Here is a 17,522-nt window from a genome sequence, read left to right as displayed (position 1 = left end):
TCCCCTAACCTCGATTGCCGAATCTACCCGGTTTCGATGCCAGATACACCCGAACTTGGCCGGTTCAAACCGGTTCGCTCAATCGGGAATCAGGGTTCGCCGCGGCCGGAGGACAGGAACGAAAAAGCCCGCCTCGACACTGCGAAGCGGGCTTTCATAGAGCGGGAAAGGGTACGATTCGGATCAGCAGCCGTCGTCGGAGACCGGAGCGGTCTGCCTGTCAGCAGCGGCCTTGTTCATGGCGCCCACTGTGCCGGGCGAGGCGGGCTGCTGGCCACCAGCCAGATTCGCGGCAGCCGGGTCCGTCGACTTCGACTTCGCACCCGCATCGGTCGGGGCCTGTCGATCCGCGGTCTGCGTCGCGCCGGCGTTGTTCATGGCGCCGACCGTGCCGGGCGAGGCGGGCTGCTGGCCGCCGGCCAGATTCTTGCTCGACTTGTCGACATCGGAGCTGTTCGGGTTGGAAGCCTGCTGATCAGGGGTCTTCGATTTTGTGGTTCCAGTGCTGCACGGGGCCGCGAAAGCGGGACCGGCAGCGACGGCCAGAAGCGCAACCGCGCCCGCCAGACGTGAGACCTTCATCAAACGCTCCTCCAAGATTCAACGAACGTCCAAGTGCCTAATCGTCCCATGAGTTCCGTGCCGATTGTCTAAGATCTTCGAAACGGTCGGGTCCGATCGGGACATCTGCGCGTTTGACGTGCCCCGAGCTGATGAAAACAGACCTTCGTCGCAGGGGGGCGCGCATGGGGCGCCCCGCCGGGCCTGGGTGCGGCATCGTAACTCGGGCGGTGCCGCCGGAGCGTGATCCGGCGTCGGTTCGGCCGATCAACGGCGTCCGCCGCGCGAGCCGCCCCTACCTCGTTTGGTCGAGTTCAGCGCCCGCATCGGTCGGGCTAGCGTCGGATCGCGAGGGGCCGAGTCCGCGGCTGCGTCGGGCCGTAGAGGTCTCGCGCGTCCGAGATGGCACTGCCTCATCCGGGGACCCGAGATCGAACGATGGCGTTTCCACGCGACTTGGCCACCCTCGAAACCGGACATGCGGCGGGCGTGGCGTGGTCACCGTTCGGCCCGTCCGGCGTCGGTCCTCGCTGGAACGGCGCGGCGCGCGACGAAGGCGCGACCGATGCCATGCCGAAGCTCGGCGTCGCCGCCATCCCGTGGATCGCCCTGTTCGTCTTCGCGCCCGTGATCGGCGAGCAGATCAAGCTGCCGGGTCTCGAAAGGCTGATCTGGGCCTGTGCCGATCTCGCCGCCCTGGTGTTCCTGGTCCTGCGCCGCGACCTTGCCGCGACCCTGTTCGGAAGTCGGTTGCTGCTGCTGACTTGGCCGCTCCTGGCGATCGTGTCGGCTCTGTGGTCCCTGACACCCGGCCTCTCGGCCTATTACGGATTGCAATTGCTCGCGACCATCGTGGCCGGCATTGCGCTGCGCACCACGATGGGTCTGTCGCGCATTATCCGGATTGTCTTCCTGGGTCTTCTGTTCGCTCAGATCCTGTCGGCCATCCTCACGGTCATGGCCCCGAGCCTCACACGCGGGATGAACGGCGACTGGGCCGGCATCTATTCACATAAGAACGTTCTGGGCTCCATGGCGAGCTTGCAGATCCTGTGCGCAGCCTGCCTGTTCCTCCAGGGTTGGAACCGACTCCTCACCGCTGTGGGGTTCGGCCTCGCGCTGGCGCTTCTCGTGGCAACCCACTCGGCCACGGCGCTGGTGGCGGCGATGGTGGGACTGGCGCCCCTTGCCGCGATCTTCGCGTGGCGGCAGGGCAAGCACGTGACGGGCTTCTGCCTCGGCCTCGTCATCGCACTCGCGGGCATTGGCATTGTCGTGCTCGCCGCGCGAGGCGCAGACATCTCGGCGAGCCTGCTCTCCGACCTCGGCAAGGACAGGACGCTGACGGGCCGTACGATCCTCTGGCAGTTCGGACTCGATCAATTCTGGCGCGAGCCGCTGATCGGTGTCGGATACAGAGCTTACTGGGACAGCCCGCTCACAACGGCCGCATATCTGCATTTCGTGACCAAGCAAAAGCTTTGGTTTTTCCACAACAACTTCATCGACGCCATCGTCGCGTTCGGCATCGTCGGTCTCATCGTCTTTACGGTGACATTCCTCGATATGGGGCGCCGGGTTATCGCGCACTTCGCGCGCTCGTCCGGATATGTGGAGGCTTGGCCGATCCTGTTCATGAGCCAGCTCTGCGTCCTCATCTGCCTGGAATGCCCGCTCTTCATCAATCACGGTCTGCACCAACTCCTGTTCGCGGCGCTCTTGCCGGTCATGGGGTCAGGGAACGTCGCGGGGCGGATGATTCATGGGCGTGCGGCCTTTCGGGCTTGAGCCGTGTCTGACTGAGGCGGCGGGGCCTGGACGCGGGCACGAACTCCGTCGGCCCCCCGTCTCGTGAGCCGGCACCACACAGAGGTGAACACGATGTATTGTTTTGGAATTTCCTTGCGTCGTTTTCCGGAACGGCACGCGTACATCTCCCGTCATCTCGCCGCAGCCTGGGGGCCGGATTTCGAGGTTGCCGGGTACGAGGGCGCGGTCCCGGATCCGCGCGTTCCGCCCCCGCCTCATCTGTCGCCTGGGCAGATCGGCTGTGCGATGTCCCACATGGCCGCCTACGAACGCCTGATCGCCCGCGATCTGCCCTATGCGCTCATCGTCGAGGATGACGTCGTCCTGCCGCCGCAGATCCACGGGATCGTGGCTGGCATCGAGGCCGCCCTTCGACCGGGCGATGTCGTCTTGATGTTCAACTGGCCGAAGAACATCGGGGTTTTCAGTACCGTCGATGCCGTGCCGATCGGCAATCACCGCTTGTGCTTGCCCATGCAGATGAGCGGTCTCGGCTCCACGGCAGCCTATGTGATCACGCGGGAGGCCGCCGAGGGAATCCTGCGCGTCAATCGACCCGTCGTGGTCACGTCAGACAACTGGAACTATTTCTTCGAGAACGGCGCACTCACACGCGGTCGCGTGGTTTCACCGAATGTTGTCGCCTTGAAGCCGTTCGAGTCCACGATTTTCGTGTCCGGCTCGAAGCTCGGCGCATTCTTGAAGAGCAATGCCCTATTCAAACCCCTGCTTGCTGCGCGGCGCAGGGTCCTGACGGAAAAGATGCCCGTCAATATGACCTTCACGAACGAGATTTCACCCTTCGCGTGACATGAGCCGTACCCGAGCCCGGATCGGGTCGAAGGAAAATTCTACGCTGTCTTTACGATTTTAAGACTGGCTGCGCAGGCTGCCCGTCCGTCAAAAATATTTAAACAAATTCGTTTTATGTGCATTAATACTGGATGACCATACGTTTCAATGAGGGTCTGTCCGGGTCTGTCCGGGTCTGTCCGGGTCTGTCGCTCCACCTGTCCGCCGTGATGCGCGGCGGAAGCGTCCGCTCGACGTTCGCAGCCGGAGGCCGCCATCCGCCGCGGCGAAGACCAGCATCCTGTCCCGTCGACGGCTTGCGCAGCGGCAGCCCCCCTGATCGCCCGGTGTGGTTCGGCCGAGCGGTTTGCCGGTCACATGGCGACCCGGAAGGCCGCGCGCCCGTTGCGGATGATCGACACCAACGCTCCGACGATACAGGCCAAGATGGCTCCATCGATCACGAGAAGGGTGATGGTCCGATTCCATAACCGGTCGAGACCGAGATTTGTGGTGACGATATCGGGCCGCGCCGGGTCGGCCATCACCACGAGGTCGAAATTGGCGGCCTGCGGGCCGGAGAAGACGTAGTTCACCCGCCGTGTCGTGCTGCCCCGAGGCGTGGATAGCGTCAGTGTCGCATTGCAGATGTGGATGACGAGCTTGGCGTTGCACTTGCCATCTGCCACCCGTGCGCGCGGGACAGGCTGCGCCGTCTCGCGGACCTGCCAGTCCGAAATCAAGACAGGCGCCGTGTAGAGCGCGCTGGCTGCCAGGATGCCGCTGAACAGGACGAAGCCGAACAGCACTCCGAAGATCACGGTCCAGCTGGTGCGCTCCGATGGCAGCCGCAGGGTTTCCTCGGCCTCTGTCTTCGCAGGGGGAGTCATGGCGATCCTCAAGCAGGATGGGTTTCGAGAGGGACGGCGGGGGTCGCGATCGGCGCACGTTCGGCCAGAAGGCGGCGAGCCTGATGGGCCGCTTGATAGCGGGCGATCAGATCGGCGAAATCCTGCGGCTTCATCTTGCGCGGCAGCCCGACCGTGAGGGTCACGATGCGGCGCTTGGGGTCGAGCTTCATCGCGTGCCGGCCTGGTGCCCGCTCCGGCCAGTCGGCGCCGGGCGGCAGCAACAGCCGCATTGCGATCCCGCCGCGGCTCAGCGTCATGTCGAGATCCGCGATGGCCGCCCAGGGTATCACGCGGTCGAGGCCCGGCGCCGTCAGCCCGGTCGGACTCAGGATCAATGTGATCGGCTCCCCCCGCGCCAGCACGAAGGTGCCGGCAACGCAGAAAACAGCGGCAAGGGCCAGCATCACGACCAGAAGTACGCGGGCCTCGTAAGACGACAGGCCGGGAATGCGGACCAGCGCGAGCGGCAGCGCGGCGGCGGCGAAGAAGCCGCCACTCACCGCGAACGCGAGGCCGCGGGCACGGTGGCTGGCGCGCAGCACCCGATCCTCGGGACCGACTTCCGCGGCGGTGGCCTCCAGATGGGCGCGCGCGGCTGCCTCGCGCGCCTGGACTGCGCCAAGGAAGTCCTGCGTTGCGGCCCGGCACAGGCCGGACGGATCGGTGAAATAGGCTGCGAGCTGTTCGCGGGCGCGAGCCGGAGGCGGGGCTCTAGCCGCCGTCAGTAGGTCCGCATCGACCGCCAGGCCGAGGGCCGCGATGCGCTCGCGGGTCGGCGGATGGGTGTCGGTCGGGTGGGCCTGTCCGTCTTCGAGACGCGCTGCCGGGTCGTCGAGGCCGCGCGCCATCGCCCGGTCGAGAGCCGCCGCCACGAGATCGGAAGAAGCCGCGGCCGGCGCAGCGGCAGCGGTCTCCAGAACGTCCACGATGCCCGGACGCACGGCGCCGGAGCGGAGGAGCGCCCGGGCAGAGGCGGCGGACGAGGTCGCAGCCGCGCCGGCTGCATCGGCGGCGAATTCGCGCTTCCGGCTCCAATGGCGCACGGCAAGGTGAAAGCGCTCCATCACGAACAGGCCCAGCCGCACCGACGGTCCGAGCAGGCCGAGACCGCCGCGCTCGCGCTTCAGGAGCGCATCGAGGGAACGCCCGACGCCCGTGTAGATCGGCAGGAAGCGCTGACTGTAGTCGGTGTCGCCGCCGGCATAGTGAGCGAGTTCGTGCCCGATGATCGCCGCCGTCTCGTCCACGCGCATTAGGGCGAGATAGGGAAGCGGTACGTAGAGGATCCGGCCCTCGAGACGCGTGCCGCCCGGTTCGAGTACAGCCGGACCCGCGCTGACGAAGAAGCCCTCGGTGAGGCCGACGACCAGGGCCTCGGGCTTAAGCGCGCCCATCCGATCGGCAATCGCTTCGACGAGGCGCCAGAGACCCGGAGCTTCGGCCGGCGCGATCTGGCGCCCGAGGATCGGCAGAGGCTCGGGCTCGAAGGCAACGAGCGCTTGGCGCAGGCCGATCAGTGCGCCCCCCGCGGCGATGATCGTGCCGCCGGCCGCAGCGGCCGCGAGGCCCAGGAGCTTTGCGCCCCCGCCGGTGAAGCCGCCCTGGATGAGCAAGCCTGCCTCGAAGAGAACGATGGCGACGAAGCCTGCGGTCGCCGCGACGATCTGAGCGGCGAGCACGACGGGGAGCAGCCGCCGCACCAGCGAAAAGCCATGAACCAGCGTCTGGCGGGAGGTGCGTCCGACCTGCCCGAGCACACCGCCGACGACCAGGACGAGCAGGGAGAGCGTTGCCGCGATGCCGCCACCGAGGACCGCCACCGGCGGCAGCGTGTGGCGCCAATCCATCACCGCAGCGAGGGTGCCGGCTTCGTCGCGGGCCTCGCGCGCCTTCACCACGGCGTAGGGGCCGCCATAGAGGTGGCCGTCGTGGCGGAACTGCAGGCGGAAATCGGGGCGCCCGTCCCGGGGAGCGCGGGCCTCCAGATCCGCCACAGCCGCGGCGAGCCGGTCATGCTCGGTCGCGAATTCCCTCCAATCGTCGGTTCCGCGCTGGCCCTGCCAGAGTCCGAGCAGCAGGATTGCGAGGGGCAGCAACACGGTGGCCGCGATGAGGCTCGCGAGGATGCGCATACGCGAGCGCTCTGGCAGGGACGTTTCCTCGGCGATGGCTCGCTCCTGAAGTGTCGTCGGCACGATGGCCGTGCGCCCAGCCAATAGGCTGGCCACGCGGATGATCAGTCAACGTGGAGACCGAGATTGGACCAGATATAACCATGATGAGAGGCAATAAAGATTGGGCGCAATCGATCTGATATCCGACATGGGTTCGGGATTTCTACCCAATCCATGAATCGCGTCAATAGAATGCTGCCGGGTTCAGTCGGATCTGCCGGCGCGTCCCGCCGGTGCGTGTCGGCGAACCTGGCTGCGGGCAAGGCCGTGATGAGCGCCGTCCAATCTCGCGCGTCTCGCGCTCCGGGCTCAGCTCCGGCTGTCGCAGATCCATTCGGCGCGGTCGGCCGGCGCGGTCATCGGAGACATCGGATGCATTCCGAGCGGTCGGTCGGCCTGTCGGTCGGCCGATGTCGCGGGGCTCAGGCTGCCGGCTCGTCTGAATCCGACGGGTGGGCGGCGGCGCAGTATATTGAGAGAGATCAATGCTCAGCTGTGGTATCATGATCAAGGATGCCGCGATTGCGAGTTGCGACCCGGCGCGGCTGTTCAAGCGATCTGCGTCGCAGGGCGCTCAGGCCAGCTTCTCGCACGAGACCCGTCTTCTTCCGCCGCGAGGAGAAACCTTGATCATGGCGCCGAGCCGACACAGGCCCCCTCCGGAGTATCTGCCCGCACCCAGCCATTCCGCCGCGGCAGCGCAAGGCGACGTGTCGATCCAGCGCAGCCCAGGGTGAGGCCGGGGCGGGGACGCGCGCGGCGACCGGCGCGTCTGTCCGTGGCGGGTGCGCGCGGGGTGCACGGGTGCGGCGCATGTGCGCCTCATCCCGCAGGCCCGGTTGCAGGAATCGCGGCGCTTCGCGCCGACGGCCTGCACGTCGGTCGTCGAGCAGAAAATTCTCCTGACGCGGGACAGAGCGGCCCGGCTTCGAACGGCTCTCGGCCGGTTCGTCCGAACCGTCGATGGCACGCGTGCAGACGGGTTCGGGATATGCAATCGATGCAGTCTCGACGAATAAAATTCGGTGCCGATCAGCGCGAGAATATTTGGATCGGTTGCATATACAATAATCGGAGGGGCCCGTGACAGGCAAAATTGCATCACCTTCAGCCGATATCGATCAGGCCGTCGTGCAGTCCAAAGCCGCCCGCGTCGGTGCCGACGTCTTGGCCCTGTATCGCCAACTTGCCGCGACGCTTCGACAGAAAGGCCGGTCCGAGGCAGCCGCCATGGCCCACCTCTCTGATCCCACCGCGCGTGCGGCGCACCGGTGCGCCTTTCAGCTCTACGGTACCGCAGCCTCCGAACTCGACGATGTCATCGCGGATCTCCTCGCCAGCCTCGAACGGCCGTTCACGGAGGTCTCGACGGGTCCGATCTTGACCGTTGTGGTTGGTGACGGGACGGGCCCGTAGATCGTGAGCGCAGTGGCGCAGAAATCAGGCCGCTGGCAGAGGCTGCGGTTTGGACACGCGTCAGGTCGGCCAGGGCTTGGGCAGACGCCGCAGACAGGCCGGTCTCAAGCCGCGGGCGCAGAATGGTCTGGGTCTCGATGCTCGTCTCTGCGATCTGCGGGCGCGTTGCACTGGACAGGACATCTTGCAGACGGTGTGGTGTCTCGAGATTTTCAGCGGAAAAGTCCCACTCCCGGTGGGATCTGTTCGTGAATTATCGGCATTCGTCGGTGCGCTTTCAATCGACCTGCATTGAAGAGGCAGCGTCTCAAGCAAACGGCATCCCTGCGCACGACCGCCCCGCCTGATCGCGACCCGTCGCGCGCTGGTTGCGGGCGTGCGGGCGATCACGGTGCGACCGACTTCAATACGAAGGCGGGCGTGGGAAAGCCGGCTCGTGCCAGGGCTCTGAAGGCTCTGCAGACGGGACATGATCGGCGCCGTTGCCGCCAAGGCTTGTGCGACGCTCAAGCGCAACCCCGAGGGGCACTCTCTCGATACAGGGTCGACGGGGCCGCTTCGGTCGCCCCTCTATAGCGGCGCGTCATCGCGGATTATGCCGAACGGCGTTGTGTCCGTGCTCGGCGATCGGGCTCAGCCGCTTCGGTACGATGGCCGGCTCTTGTTGTGCCGGTCCTGTGCGCGCCCGGCATCTGACGATGTTCGATGTGCGGCCAAGTCCGTGTCGGTACGGATCATCGCCCCGGGCGGTGCCCATTCTCCGCAGGGCTCAGGCGCAGACGTCGTGGAAAAGATAGAAGCCGAGGCGGCTATTCGCCTCCTGGGCCGCTTTGGACTGGAAACTGACCGGCCCATCCGACTTGCTGCGGACCGTGTAGCCGAATGCCCAGCTCTCCGCGTCGAGGAAGCTCGGAACCGGACGGTCCTCGCGCACGGCGCAGCACAGGCCTGGCTTATGCTTGCGGCAAAACACGTTGTAGGCGTCGCGCAGTTGCTCTCGCATCGGCAGGGCCCTCCCTCAGGATTGCCCTTTTGGCGGAACACCGGCGTCCCAGTCTTTGATCCAGCGCAACGATCGAACTTTCGCCTCCCGGGCCGCCGAGAGGATCCGCCGGATCCGCGTGCTTCGGCTCATGGGCCTCCCATACGGGCTACGCTTCCCTGTCGTCCGAAGTCGCGCCCTGCTTTCGCCGGACCGAAAATCGACTGCACGCGCTCGGTCGAGCGGGCCGCGCCGATGGGCATCGAGAACTGATCCATCCCCGTCTCACAACGGTGGAATGGCCCGAATGGTGTCGCGCGTACCCCGCATGGTCAGCACAGGGCCGACTTGGCTGAGAGTGGACACAGGAATGCCGATCTCTCCGCCTCCCAACAAGCGCCGGCGGGCGACGATCGCCAGGAGCGTGGTCCCGTCCTGCCCGACCCTGACTTCGCGGACGCGCCCGACGCGCACACCCTGATCGGCATAGAGATGCCGCCCGCGCAGCGTGGGCATCAGAGACGCGGCGTTTTCCTGGATCACGGAATTTCCGCGGTCCATAAGCGGCGAGCGAAGCTCCTGGGCGGTTGCCGTGCGCGCAAGCGCGATCAGAGCCAGCAGGCATATCCGGCCGGTATGATGTCGCGACATCTGACGCGCCTTCCTGGCTACGGGCAGATAGCGTTCCGACGCAGGCCCGGTGAGGCATCCGGATCGATCCGGGCTGCCCTCCCGCCATCTCGGCGGGGGCTGACCTCAGAGTGTCCGTCCTCCCGCCGTCGAAAACGCGGTCGATCCGAATTTTTCCGCACCGCGCTCGAAGCGGCACATTGCCAAATGAAACGATTCAAGCGGAGCCGGAATATCGATCGCGACTGGCTTATGAGGCTGATGAAAGAAACTTATTATCGTGTTTCACGCGAAATTTTTTAAGTCCAGCTCCTGCGCTGTCATTTCCAAATTGCGAAACAATTTTTCTCGCGCCTTGACCTAAATCAAATCATGTCCCCGATAAATACGCTTTCCGGAATGTCAAAACCGTAATCCGACAACGGTCACCGCCGCAAGACAACGGCGGCTCCATCGGTTTTGTTGATGTACCAGACCATCGCGGTCCTGTTCGCATTCGTCTTCGCCTACAGCCTCGTGGCGGTCCCGCTGGAGCGCAGTCCACTGGCCGGCGCCGTGATCTTCGCCGCCTTCGGCTTCGCTGCAGGGCCGGCCGGGTTGCGCATCATCACGGTGAACGCCGAGGCCCATCTTCTTCAACGGTTGGCCGAGTTCACGCTGGCCCTCGTACTGTTCACGGATGCCGCCAAAGCCGACCTCGGCGTGCTGCGACGCTCATACGCGATCCCCGGACGTCTCCTGCTCATCGGATTGCCGCTTACAATCCTGTTCGGCTTCCTGGTCGGTACCATTCTATTCCCGGAATTGGGCTTCCTCGAATGCGCCCTTCTCGCGACGATCCTGGCGCCGACGGATGCGGCCTTCGGAAAGGCAGTGGTCACGAATCCGGACCTCCCGGGCCCAGTGCGCGAAGGGCTGAATGTGGAGAGCGGCCTGAATGACGGCATCTGCGTCCCGGTCCTTCTGATCTTCCTGACGCTCGCCGCGGGATCCGATCCGGGGCGGCCCCCGCTGGATCTTACGGTCCACCATTTCGGCACGGAGATCGGTGTCGGCCTCGTCGTAGGCGGCGGGTTGGCCGTTCTGGGCGTCGGGGCCCTGCGCTATGCCGGCAATCGCGGCTGGATCGGCTCGGCTTGGCGGCAACTCCCCGCGGTGGCGCTCGCGCTTACGGCGTTCGCGGCCGCGCAGGCTCTGGGCGGCAGCGGCTTCATTGCATCCTTCGTCGGCGGCCTCGTCGCCGGTGGCATGGCGCGGCACCGCGTGGTCAAGCACGAGCTGCTCTGCGCGGCCGAGGGGGCCGGCGACGTCCTGGCCCTGTCGACCTGGGTGCTCTTCGGGGCCGTCGTGATCGCGCAGGTCCCGCAGCGGCTGACCTGGGCGGTCATCGTCTACGCGGTCTTGAGCCTCACCGTGATCCGCATGCTTCCGGTCTGGCTGGCTCTGACGGGCACGGGCCTGAAGACGGACGGCAAGCTGTTCGTCGGCTGGTTCGGTCCGAGAGGGCTCGCCAGCGTGGTCTTCGCCGTCATCGTGCTCGCGGCCGATCTTCCGGGACGTCAGGTCCTGACGACGACGGTCGCGGCCACCATCATCCTCAGCATCCTCGCGCACGGCTTGACCGCGAACGCGCTCTCCGCAGCCTTCGCGCGCCGCGCCGCGCCGCGCCGCGCCGCGCCGCGCCACCGCCGCCGATCCGGCGCAAGCCGGCAAGGCTCCTTCGGCCGGTCCTGAGACGGCCCCTGAACGGAGCGTCGCGCGCCGACAGGGGCCACATGCTGTCTCGGCCGATCAAGCGGGCGACCGGTGACGCCATACACTGCGGTGCGCTTCGGAGAGCGAGGGCGCCTGATCCTTGATCTCGCTCAAGGGGGCGCTGGCGAAGCGGCGTACTGTCTCTCCCGCCAGGAGAATTCACGATGCCGACTTTGGCTCCCGCACGGCCATCGTCTGACACGCGCCGCCACGAGAAGGACGATCGGCTGATCGCGGCCGCGCAGGCGCTGCCGGAGCTTCGGGTGGCGGTCGCCCATCCCTGCGCCGTGGCCTCCCTGTTCGTCGCCGGGCAGCGGGCGGCGCGTCTGATGCCCGAGGTCTAGCCGATGACCCCGGTCCTGCTCGTCCTGAATGCGGGCTCGTCGAGCCTCAAGTTCCAAGTCTTCATCCTCGGCGATGGCGAAGAGCCGCAGCGTATCTTCCGGGGCCTGTTCGAGGGGCTCCGTGAAGCGCCCCATCTGCGGATCCGTGATCGGACCGGCACGACGGTGGCCGACGAGGACTTCGGCAGCGACGGGGCGTTCGGCCACGAGGACGCGCTCCTGCACGTGGCCGCCTGGATGCGCGCGCACAGTGGCGGCTTCGAGCTGGTCGCCGTCGGGCACCGGATCGTCCATGGCGGGATGACCTATTGCGAGCCCGTGCGCGTGACTGCGGAGGTCCTGGAGGCCCTGGAGCGCCTCGTGCCGCTGGCTCCCCTCCACCAGCCGCACAATCTCGAGCCGATCCGCATCTTCCGGCGGCGCTTCCCCGATCTGCCCCAGGTCGCCTGCTTCGACACGGCCTTCCATGCCGGTCAACCGGAGATCGCCCGGCTTTTCGCCCTGCCGCACGCGATGATGGAGGGTGGCGTGCGCCGCTACGGCTTCCACGGCCTGTCCTACGCCTACATCGCTTCGGTGCTCCCGGCGTATGATCCCGCCCTGGCGGCCGGACGCGTGGTCGTGGCCCATCTCGGCAACGGCGCCAGCCTGTGTGCGCTGAACCGCGGCGCCAGCGTCGCCACCACGATGGGCTTCTCCGCCCTCGACGGGCTGCCCATGGGGACGCGCTGCGGCAGCCTCGATGCCGGCATCGTGTTCTACATGCTCCGCGAGATGAAGCTCGGCCCGGACGAGGCGGAGCGCATGCTCTACACGCAGTCGGGCCTGCTCGGCGTGTCGGGGATCTCGAACGACATGCGCACGCTGCGCCGCGTCGCGGCGCGCGAGCCCGATGCCCGCCGAGCCATCGACCTGTTCGTCTACCGGATCGGTCGTGAACTCGGCTCCCTCGTCGCCGCACTGGGCGGCATCGACGCCCTCATCTTCACGGCCGGCATCGGCGAGAACGACGCCGCCACCCGTGCGGAGGTCCTGCGGGGTGCCGCCTGGGCGGGATTCGAACTCGACGACGCGGCCAACGCCTCCGGCGGCCCCCGCGTGACCCGAGGTCCCGGGCCGACCGCCTGGGTCATTCCGACGGACGAGGAACTGATGATCGCGCGCGCCACGCGCGCCGTGTTGTCTCGGCCCAGGAGCAGCCGGCCGCAGCCGGCGCTTTGAACAACGGGAGCTTGCCATGGACGCCGTGAGAACCAGGTCGCCGGCCGATCTCGAACTCGCCGACGAGACCTTCATGTCGGCCGCCGAACTCGGTGCCTACACGGCCAAGTTGAAGGCCGCCAAAGCCATGAAGGCGCTGAAGGCCGAGGACCAAGCGAGCCAGGCGCGGGCCGAGCTGATCAAGACTCTGTCCAAGACCATCGAGCTTACGCCCGAGAAGGTCCAGGAGATCACGCGGCCTCTCCTGCACAAGCTCCGGGTCGCGGCCGAGCAGGGCAAGAACGAGTTGCTGGTCATGCGTTTTCCGAACGCGATGTGCACCGACAGCGGGCGAGCCATCAACAATGCCGAGGCGGACTGGCCCGACACCCTGACCGGGCGGCCCCGGCAGGCATACGAGTTCTGGCGCGAGCGACTGCGCCCCCTCGGCTATGGCTTGTCGGCGATGATCGTCGACTGGCCCGACGGCATGCCGGGCGATGTTGGTTTCTTCCTGACCTGGGAAAAACTCCACGTGTGATTCAGGACGCCCCGGGATGGCGATCATGACCGAGCAGCGGACACAGACCGCCACCTCAGCGGGTGAACGACCTGCGCTCCCGGATCTCTTCGCGTTGCTGAGCGCTGGCTGAGGTCACGGCGAAGCGGGTGACCATCCTGGCCGCGCGGGTTCTCTCCGTCGAGGAGCTGAACGGCGATTAGATCGACGCGGAGATCCTACAGCTCCAGACGCAGCGGGATGCGACGCGTGACGAGGCGACGCGGGCCCGTTTCGATGTCTCGATCGCCCGGCTCGAAGAGTTCAAGGCCGCGCCCGGCTTTGAAGGGTCGATGTCCGGGCGCGCGGCCTCACCTCAGTGCAGTTCCGGAACGAAATGCCCCTTGGTGAGAGTGTCGTCGTAGGCCTTGTCCTTGAGGCGCTTCGGCAAGATCACGGCCTCGCGCTTCACTTCCTTGTAGGGGATCAGGCTCAGCAGATGGGCGATGCAGTTGAGACGGGCGCGCCGCTTCTCATCTGAGCGGACGATATGCCAGGGCGCCTCATCGATATCGGTCGCCGCCAACATCTCGTCCCGGGCGATCGAGTAGTCGTACCAGCGACTGTAGGACTCGAGGTCCATGGGACTGAGCTTCCACTGCCGGAGAGGGTCATCGATCCGGGCCAGGAAGCGGCGCTTCTGCTCCTTCCGGCCGACTTCGAGCCAGAACTTGATCAGCTGCGTTCCGCCGCCCACGATGAAGCGCTCGATCCGCGGGCACAGATCGAGGAAGCGGCGATATTCAGCGTCGCTGCAGAACCCCATGACGCGCTCGACGCCCGCGCGGTTGTACCAGCTCCGGTCGAAGATCACGATCTCGCCGGCCGCCGGGAAGTGCTCGATGTAGCGCTGAATGAACATCTGGGTCTTCTGCCGGTCGGAGGGGGCCGGCAGCGCGGCCACGCGAAACACCCGCGGGCTCACCCGCTCGGTGAGCGCCTTGATCGTGCCGCCCTTGCCGGCAGCGTCACGTCCCTCGAAGACCACGACGATGCGCGCGCCGGATCTCCGGACCCAGTCCTGCAGATGGCAGAGCTGCACCTGCAGCGCGCGGAGTTCCCGCTCGTACGCCTTGCGCTTGAGCTTGGGCTGCGCCAGCCCCTCGTCGGTGGCTTCGTCGTCGGTCTCGGGCTCCTGTGCCCGCGTCGCATCGTCCGTCACCGCCCAGCCTCCTCATCCTGCCCGGCTCGACCGCGCACGGTCACTCGGCCGGCATGTGCTCCTGCGTTCCGGCCGGCTCCGCCGCCGCGTCGTGCCGCGTCCCGTTCCCGCCCAGAAGGCCCCAGGCCCGCTCACGCAGGCTCTGGAACAGCACGTAGAGGGGCGGGATCACGAAGATCCCGATGAAGGACGCGGCGATCATTCCGCCGAACACGGGCGTCCCCACGTTGCGCCGAGCGAGTTGCGAGGCGCCGGCGGCGATGACCAGCGGAAACAGGCCGAGGATGAAGGCGAAGGAGGTCATCATCACGGGCCGGAAACGCAGCCGCGCGCCCTCGGTCGCCGCCTCGTGGAGCGGCACGCCCCGATCGCGCTGCTCCTTGGCGAACTCGACGATCAGGATGCCGTTCTTGGCTGCGAGTCCGATCAGCACCACCATGCCGATCTGCGCGTAGAGGTCGAGGGTGAGCCCGCCCCACACCATCGCCGCGTAGGCGCCCAGGATCCCGACGGTGACCGACAGCAGCACCGGGACGGGGATCGTCCAGCTCTCGTAGAGGCCGACCAGGAACAGGAATGCGAACAGGACGGCGAAGCCGAGGATGATCTCGGTCTTGCCCTCGGCCCGCTTCTCCTGGAACGCCGTGTCGGTCCACTCGCCCGCGAACCCCGCCGGCAAGGTGCGGCCCGCGACCGCCTCCATGGCGGCGAGCGCCTGGCCCGACGAGATGCCCGGCGCCGGAGAGCCCTGCACGGTGACCGCCCGCAGGTTGTTGTAGCGGATCAGCGCCGGCGGTCCGACCACGATCCGCGCTTCCGCGAGGGAGCGCAGCGGCACCATCTCGCCGTCCTTGTTGCGCACGTTGATGCGGTAGATGTCGTCGATCCGCGTGCGATCGGCGGCCTCGGCCTGGACCTGCACCTGCCACGTGCGGCCGAACAGGTTGATGTCGTTGACGTAATAGCCGCCCAGCGAGGCCTGCAGCGCCTGGAAAACGTTCTCCAGCGGCACCCCGAGGATCTGGACCTTGTTGCGGTCGATGTCGAGAAACACCGAGGGGTTCGTGGCCGAGAACGTGCTGAAGACGCGGTTGAGCTTCGGCTCGTCGTTCGCCGCCACGATCAGCCCGCGCACGACCTGGGCGAGGTCCTTCGGATCGCCGCCGCGCAGGTCCTCCAGGACGTAGGCGAAGCCGCCGCCGGTGCCGAGGCCGATGACGGGAGGCGGCGCCAGGGGCACCACGGTCCCGCCCGGGATGTCTCGGAACTGACGGCCGAGCCGGGCGATCACGGCCGCCGCCCCGTCCGCGGCGCCGGTGCGTTCCTCGAACGGCTTGAGGGTCACGACCAGGAAGGCCGCGTTGCCCTGCGAATAGTTGTCGATGAAGTTGAGGCCGATCACCGATGTCGTGTCGGCGACCACGTGCTCCTGCCGCAGGATCGCCTCGGCATGCGCCACCACCTCGGCGGTGCGTCCCACCGCGGCGCCCTCGGGCAGCTGCACCACGACGAAGAAGGCGCCTTGATCGTCCTCGGGCAGAAAGCCGGTGGGCGTCATCTTGGCCAGCTGCAGCGCGCCGTAGGCGGCCGCGCCGGCGAGTACGAGCCCGATCACCGAGAAGCGCACGATCCGCGCCACCACGGCACCGTAGCCGTCGCGCACCCGGTCGATCGCCCGCATGACGACGCCCATGATCCCGCGGCGGGGACCCTGATGCGGCCGCAGAAGCACGCCGCACAAAGCCGGCGACAGGGTCAGCGCGTTGACGGCCGAGATCAGCATCGCGACCGCGACGGCGACCGCGAATTGTCGGAAGAGCTCGCCGGAGATGCCGGGGACGAAGGCGACCGGCACGAAGACCGAGAGCAGCACCAGGGTGATGGCGATGATCGGCGCCGTGATCTCGGCCATCGCCCGCTTGGTGGCCTCCCGCGGGGAGAGATCGGGATGCTCCTCCATCACGCGCTCGACGTTCTCGACGACCACGATGGCGTCGTCGACGACGATGCCGATGGCCAGCACCAGGGCGAGGAGCGAGACGGAGTTCGCCGAGTAGCCCACCGCCTTCAGGGCGATGAAGGTCCCGATCAGGCTCACCGGCACGGCGAGCGTCGGGATGAGCGTCGCGCGCAGGCTGCCGAGGAACAGGAACACCACCACGACGACGAGCACGAAGGCTTCGATCAGGGTCTTGCGGACCTCGCGCACCGTCTCGGTGATGAAGGTGGTCGGGTCGTAGGTGACCTTCCAGGCGAGCCCCTCGGGGAAGGACTTGGCCAGCGCGCCGACCCGGGCCTGGACTTCCTTCAGGGTCGCGAGGGCGTTCGCGCCGGGGGACTGGTAGATCGCCACCACCGTGGCGGGGCTCCCGTTCAGCCGTGTCTCGCGGTCGAGATTGGCGGCGCCGAGCTCGATGCGGGCGACGTCCCCGAGCCGCAGCACGGACCCGTCCGGATTCGTGCGCAGGATGACGTTGCGGAACTGCTCCGCGGAGTTCAGGCGCCCCTGCGTCTGGATGCTGAGCTGGAGCTGCTGCTCGTCCGAAATCGGGCGTGCGCCGATCCGGCCCACGGGAGCCTGCACGTTCTGCGTGCGGATCGCTGCGATGACATCGCCCGTGGTCAGGTTGAGACCGGTGAGCTGGTCGGTCCGCACCCAGGCCCGCATCGCATAATCCTGCGGCCCCCACAGGGTCGCGTCGCCGACGCCGGGCGTGCTCTTGATGCGGTCGAGCAGGTTGATCGTCACGTAATTCGAGATGAAGAGCGGGTCCTGCATGGCTTGGGGCGAGTAGACCGCCAGCACGCCCAGCAGCGCGGAAGATTTCTTCTTGACCGTGACGCCCTGCTTGCGGACGTCCTCGGGCAACTTGGCCAAGGCGATCTGAACCCGGTTGTTGACGTTGACGGCGTTGATGTCCGGATCGGTGCCGAGTTCAAAGGACCCGGTGAGCGTGTAGCTGCCGTCGTTGCCGCTGACGCTCTTCATGTAGATCATCTTGTCGACGCCCACGACCTGAGACTCGATGGGCTGTGCGACGGTCGATTCCACCACCTCGGCGGAGGCGCCGGGATAGGTCGTCGTCACCGAGACCTGGGGCGGCACGATGTCGGGGTACTGGGCCACCGGGATGGTGAACAGCGCCAGCGCTCCGGCGATCGACGTGACGATCGCGATCACCACCGAGAGGCGCGGCCGGTCGACGAAGATCGCCGAGACCATGGCG

Annotated in this window: 14 protein-coding genes; 7 read left to right on the top strand and 7 right to left on the bottom strand. The window is 66.9% G+C overall.

The window, feature by feature from the left end:
* Nucleotides 1-183: 183 nt before the first annotated feature.
* On the bottom strand, nt 184-582 hold the full coding sequence (locus GGQ91_RS08350; protein ID WP_043351879.1) for a hypothetical protein: 399 nt from the start codon (nt 580-582) through the stop codon (nt 184-186).
* Between the two features lie 417 nt (nt 583-999).
* Between GGQ91_RS08350 and GGQ91_RS08345 the strand changes: the two genes are divergently transcribed.
* Nucleotides 1,000-2,349 carry an O-antigen ligase family protein gene (locus tag GGQ91_RS08345; RefSeq protein ID WP_246410602.1) on the top strand — a complete coding sequence of 450 codons (1,350 nt, stop codon included), beginning with the start codon at nt 1,000-1,002 and terminating at the stop codon, nt 2,347-2,349.
* Between the two features lie 144 nt (nt 2,350-2,493).
* Nucleotides 2,494-3,180, top strand: a complete 687-nt coding sequence (locus GGQ91_RS08340) for a glycosyltransferase family 25 protein (protein ID WP_374701326.1) — start codon at nt 2,494-2,496, stop codon at nt 3,178-3,180.
* A 356-nt stretch (nt 3,181-3,536) separates the two neighbouring features.
* Here GGQ91_RS08340 and GGQ91_RS08335 read toward each other — a convergent pair whose 3' ends face one another.
* Complete coding sequence (locus GGQ91_RS08335) at nt 3,537-4,064, bottom strand: hypothetical protein (RefSeq protein WP_236952967.1); 528 nt, start codon at nt 4,062-4,064, stop codon at nt 3,537-3,539.
* A complete protein-coding gene (locus GGQ91_RS08330) occupies nt 4,061-6,205 on the bottom strand; it encodes a M48 family metallopeptidase (RefSeq protein ID WP_210281165.1) in 2,145 nt (714 codons plus the stop codon). Before GGQ91_RS08330 ends, GGQ91_RS08335 begins: the two co-directional genes overlap by 4 nt.
* Nucleotides 6,206-7,330: 1,125 nt before the next feature.
* On the opposite strand from GGQ91_RS08330, the gene GGQ91_RS08325 reads away from it, so the two are divergent.
* Nucleotides 7,331-7,663 carry a hypothetical protein gene (locus GGQ91_RS08325; RefSeq protein ID WP_124262975.1) on the top strand — a complete coding sequence of 111 codons (333 nt, stop codon included), beginning with the start codon at nt 7,331-7,333 and terminating at the stop codon, nt 7,661-7,663.
* A gap of 769 nt (nt 7,664-8,432) precedes the next feature.
* On the opposite strand, the gene GGQ91_RS08320 is transcribed toward GGQ91_RS08325, so the two are convergent.
* Both GGQ91_RS08320 and GGQ91_RS08315 read right to left on the bottom strand, forming a co-directional pair.
* The gene (locus tag GGQ91_RS08320; protein WP_043385796.1) at nt 8,433-8,666 is read right to left on the bottom strand and encodes a hypothetical protein; all 234 of its coding nucleotides are present in this window, start codon (nt 8,664-8,666) and stop codon (nt 8,433-8,435) included.
* 264 nt (nt 8,667-8,930) lie between these two features.
* A complete protein-coding gene (locus GGQ91_RS08315; protein WP_043758683.1) occupies nt 8,931-9,296 on the bottom strand; it encodes a hypothetical protein in 366 nt (121 codons plus the stop codon).
* 444 nt (nt 9,297-9,740) lie between these two features.
* Between GGQ91_RS08315 and GGQ91_RS08310 the strand changes: the two genes are divergently transcribed.
* From GGQ91_RS08310 to GGQ91_RS08295, 4 genes are all read left to right on the top strand, one after another.
* The gene (locus GGQ91_RS08310; protein ID WP_182591751.1) at nt 9,741-11,009 is read left to right on the top strand and encodes a cation:proton antiporter domain-containing protein; all 1,269 of its coding nucleotides are present in this window, start codon (nt 9,741-9,743) and stop codon (nt 11,007-11,009) included.
* A 185-nt stretch (nt 11,010-11,194) separates the two neighbouring features.
* Complete coding sequence (locus GGQ91_RS08305; protein WP_043758682.1) at nt 11,195-11,374, top strand: hypothetical protein; 180 nt, start codon at nt 11,195-11,197, stop codon at nt 11,372-11,374.
* A 3-nt stretch (nt 11,375-11,377) separates the two neighbouring features.
* The gene (locus tag GGQ91_RS08300) at nt 11,378-12,595 is read left to right on the top strand and encodes an acetate/propionate family kinase (protein WP_043758679.1); all 1,218 of its coding nucleotides are present in this window, start codon (nt 11,378-11,380) and stop codon (nt 12,593-12,595) included.
* Nucleotides 12,596-12,611: 16 nt separating this feature from the next.
* Nucleotides 12,612-13,115 carry a hypothetical protein gene (locus tag GGQ91_RS08295; protein ID WP_075380660.1) on the top strand — a complete coding sequence of 168 codons (504 nt, stop codon included), beginning with the start codon at nt 12,612-12,614 and terminating at the stop codon, nt 13,113-13,115.
* 334 nt (nt 13,116-13,449) lie between these two features.
* Here GGQ91_RS08295 and ppk2 read toward each other — a convergent pair whose 3' ends face one another.
* Both ppk2 and GGQ91_RS08285 read right to left on the bottom strand, forming a co-directional pair.
* On the bottom strand, nt 13,450-14,295 hold the full coding sequence (gene ppk2 / locus GGQ91_RS08290) for a polyphosphate kinase 2 (RefSeq protein ID WP_182591750.1): 846 nt from the start codon (nt 14,293-14,295) through the stop codon (nt 13,450-13,452).
* Nucleotides 14,296-14,335: 40 nt separating this feature from the next.
* Nucleotides 14,336-17,518, bottom strand: coding sequence for an efflux RND transporter permease subunit (locus GGQ91_RS08285; RefSeq protein WP_182591749.1), 3,183 nt, complete (start codon nt 17,516-17,518; stop codon nt 14,336-14,338).
* Nucleotides 17,519-17,522 lie beyond the last annotated feature (4 nt).

Source organism: Methylobacterium fujisawaense, assembly GCF_014138435.1.
Lineage (GTDB): Bacteria > Pseudomonadota > Alphaproteobacteria > Rhizobiales > Beijerinckiaceae > Methylobacterium > Methylobacterium fujisawaense.
This window is presented reverse-complemented; position numbering and strand designations above follow the sequence as displayed.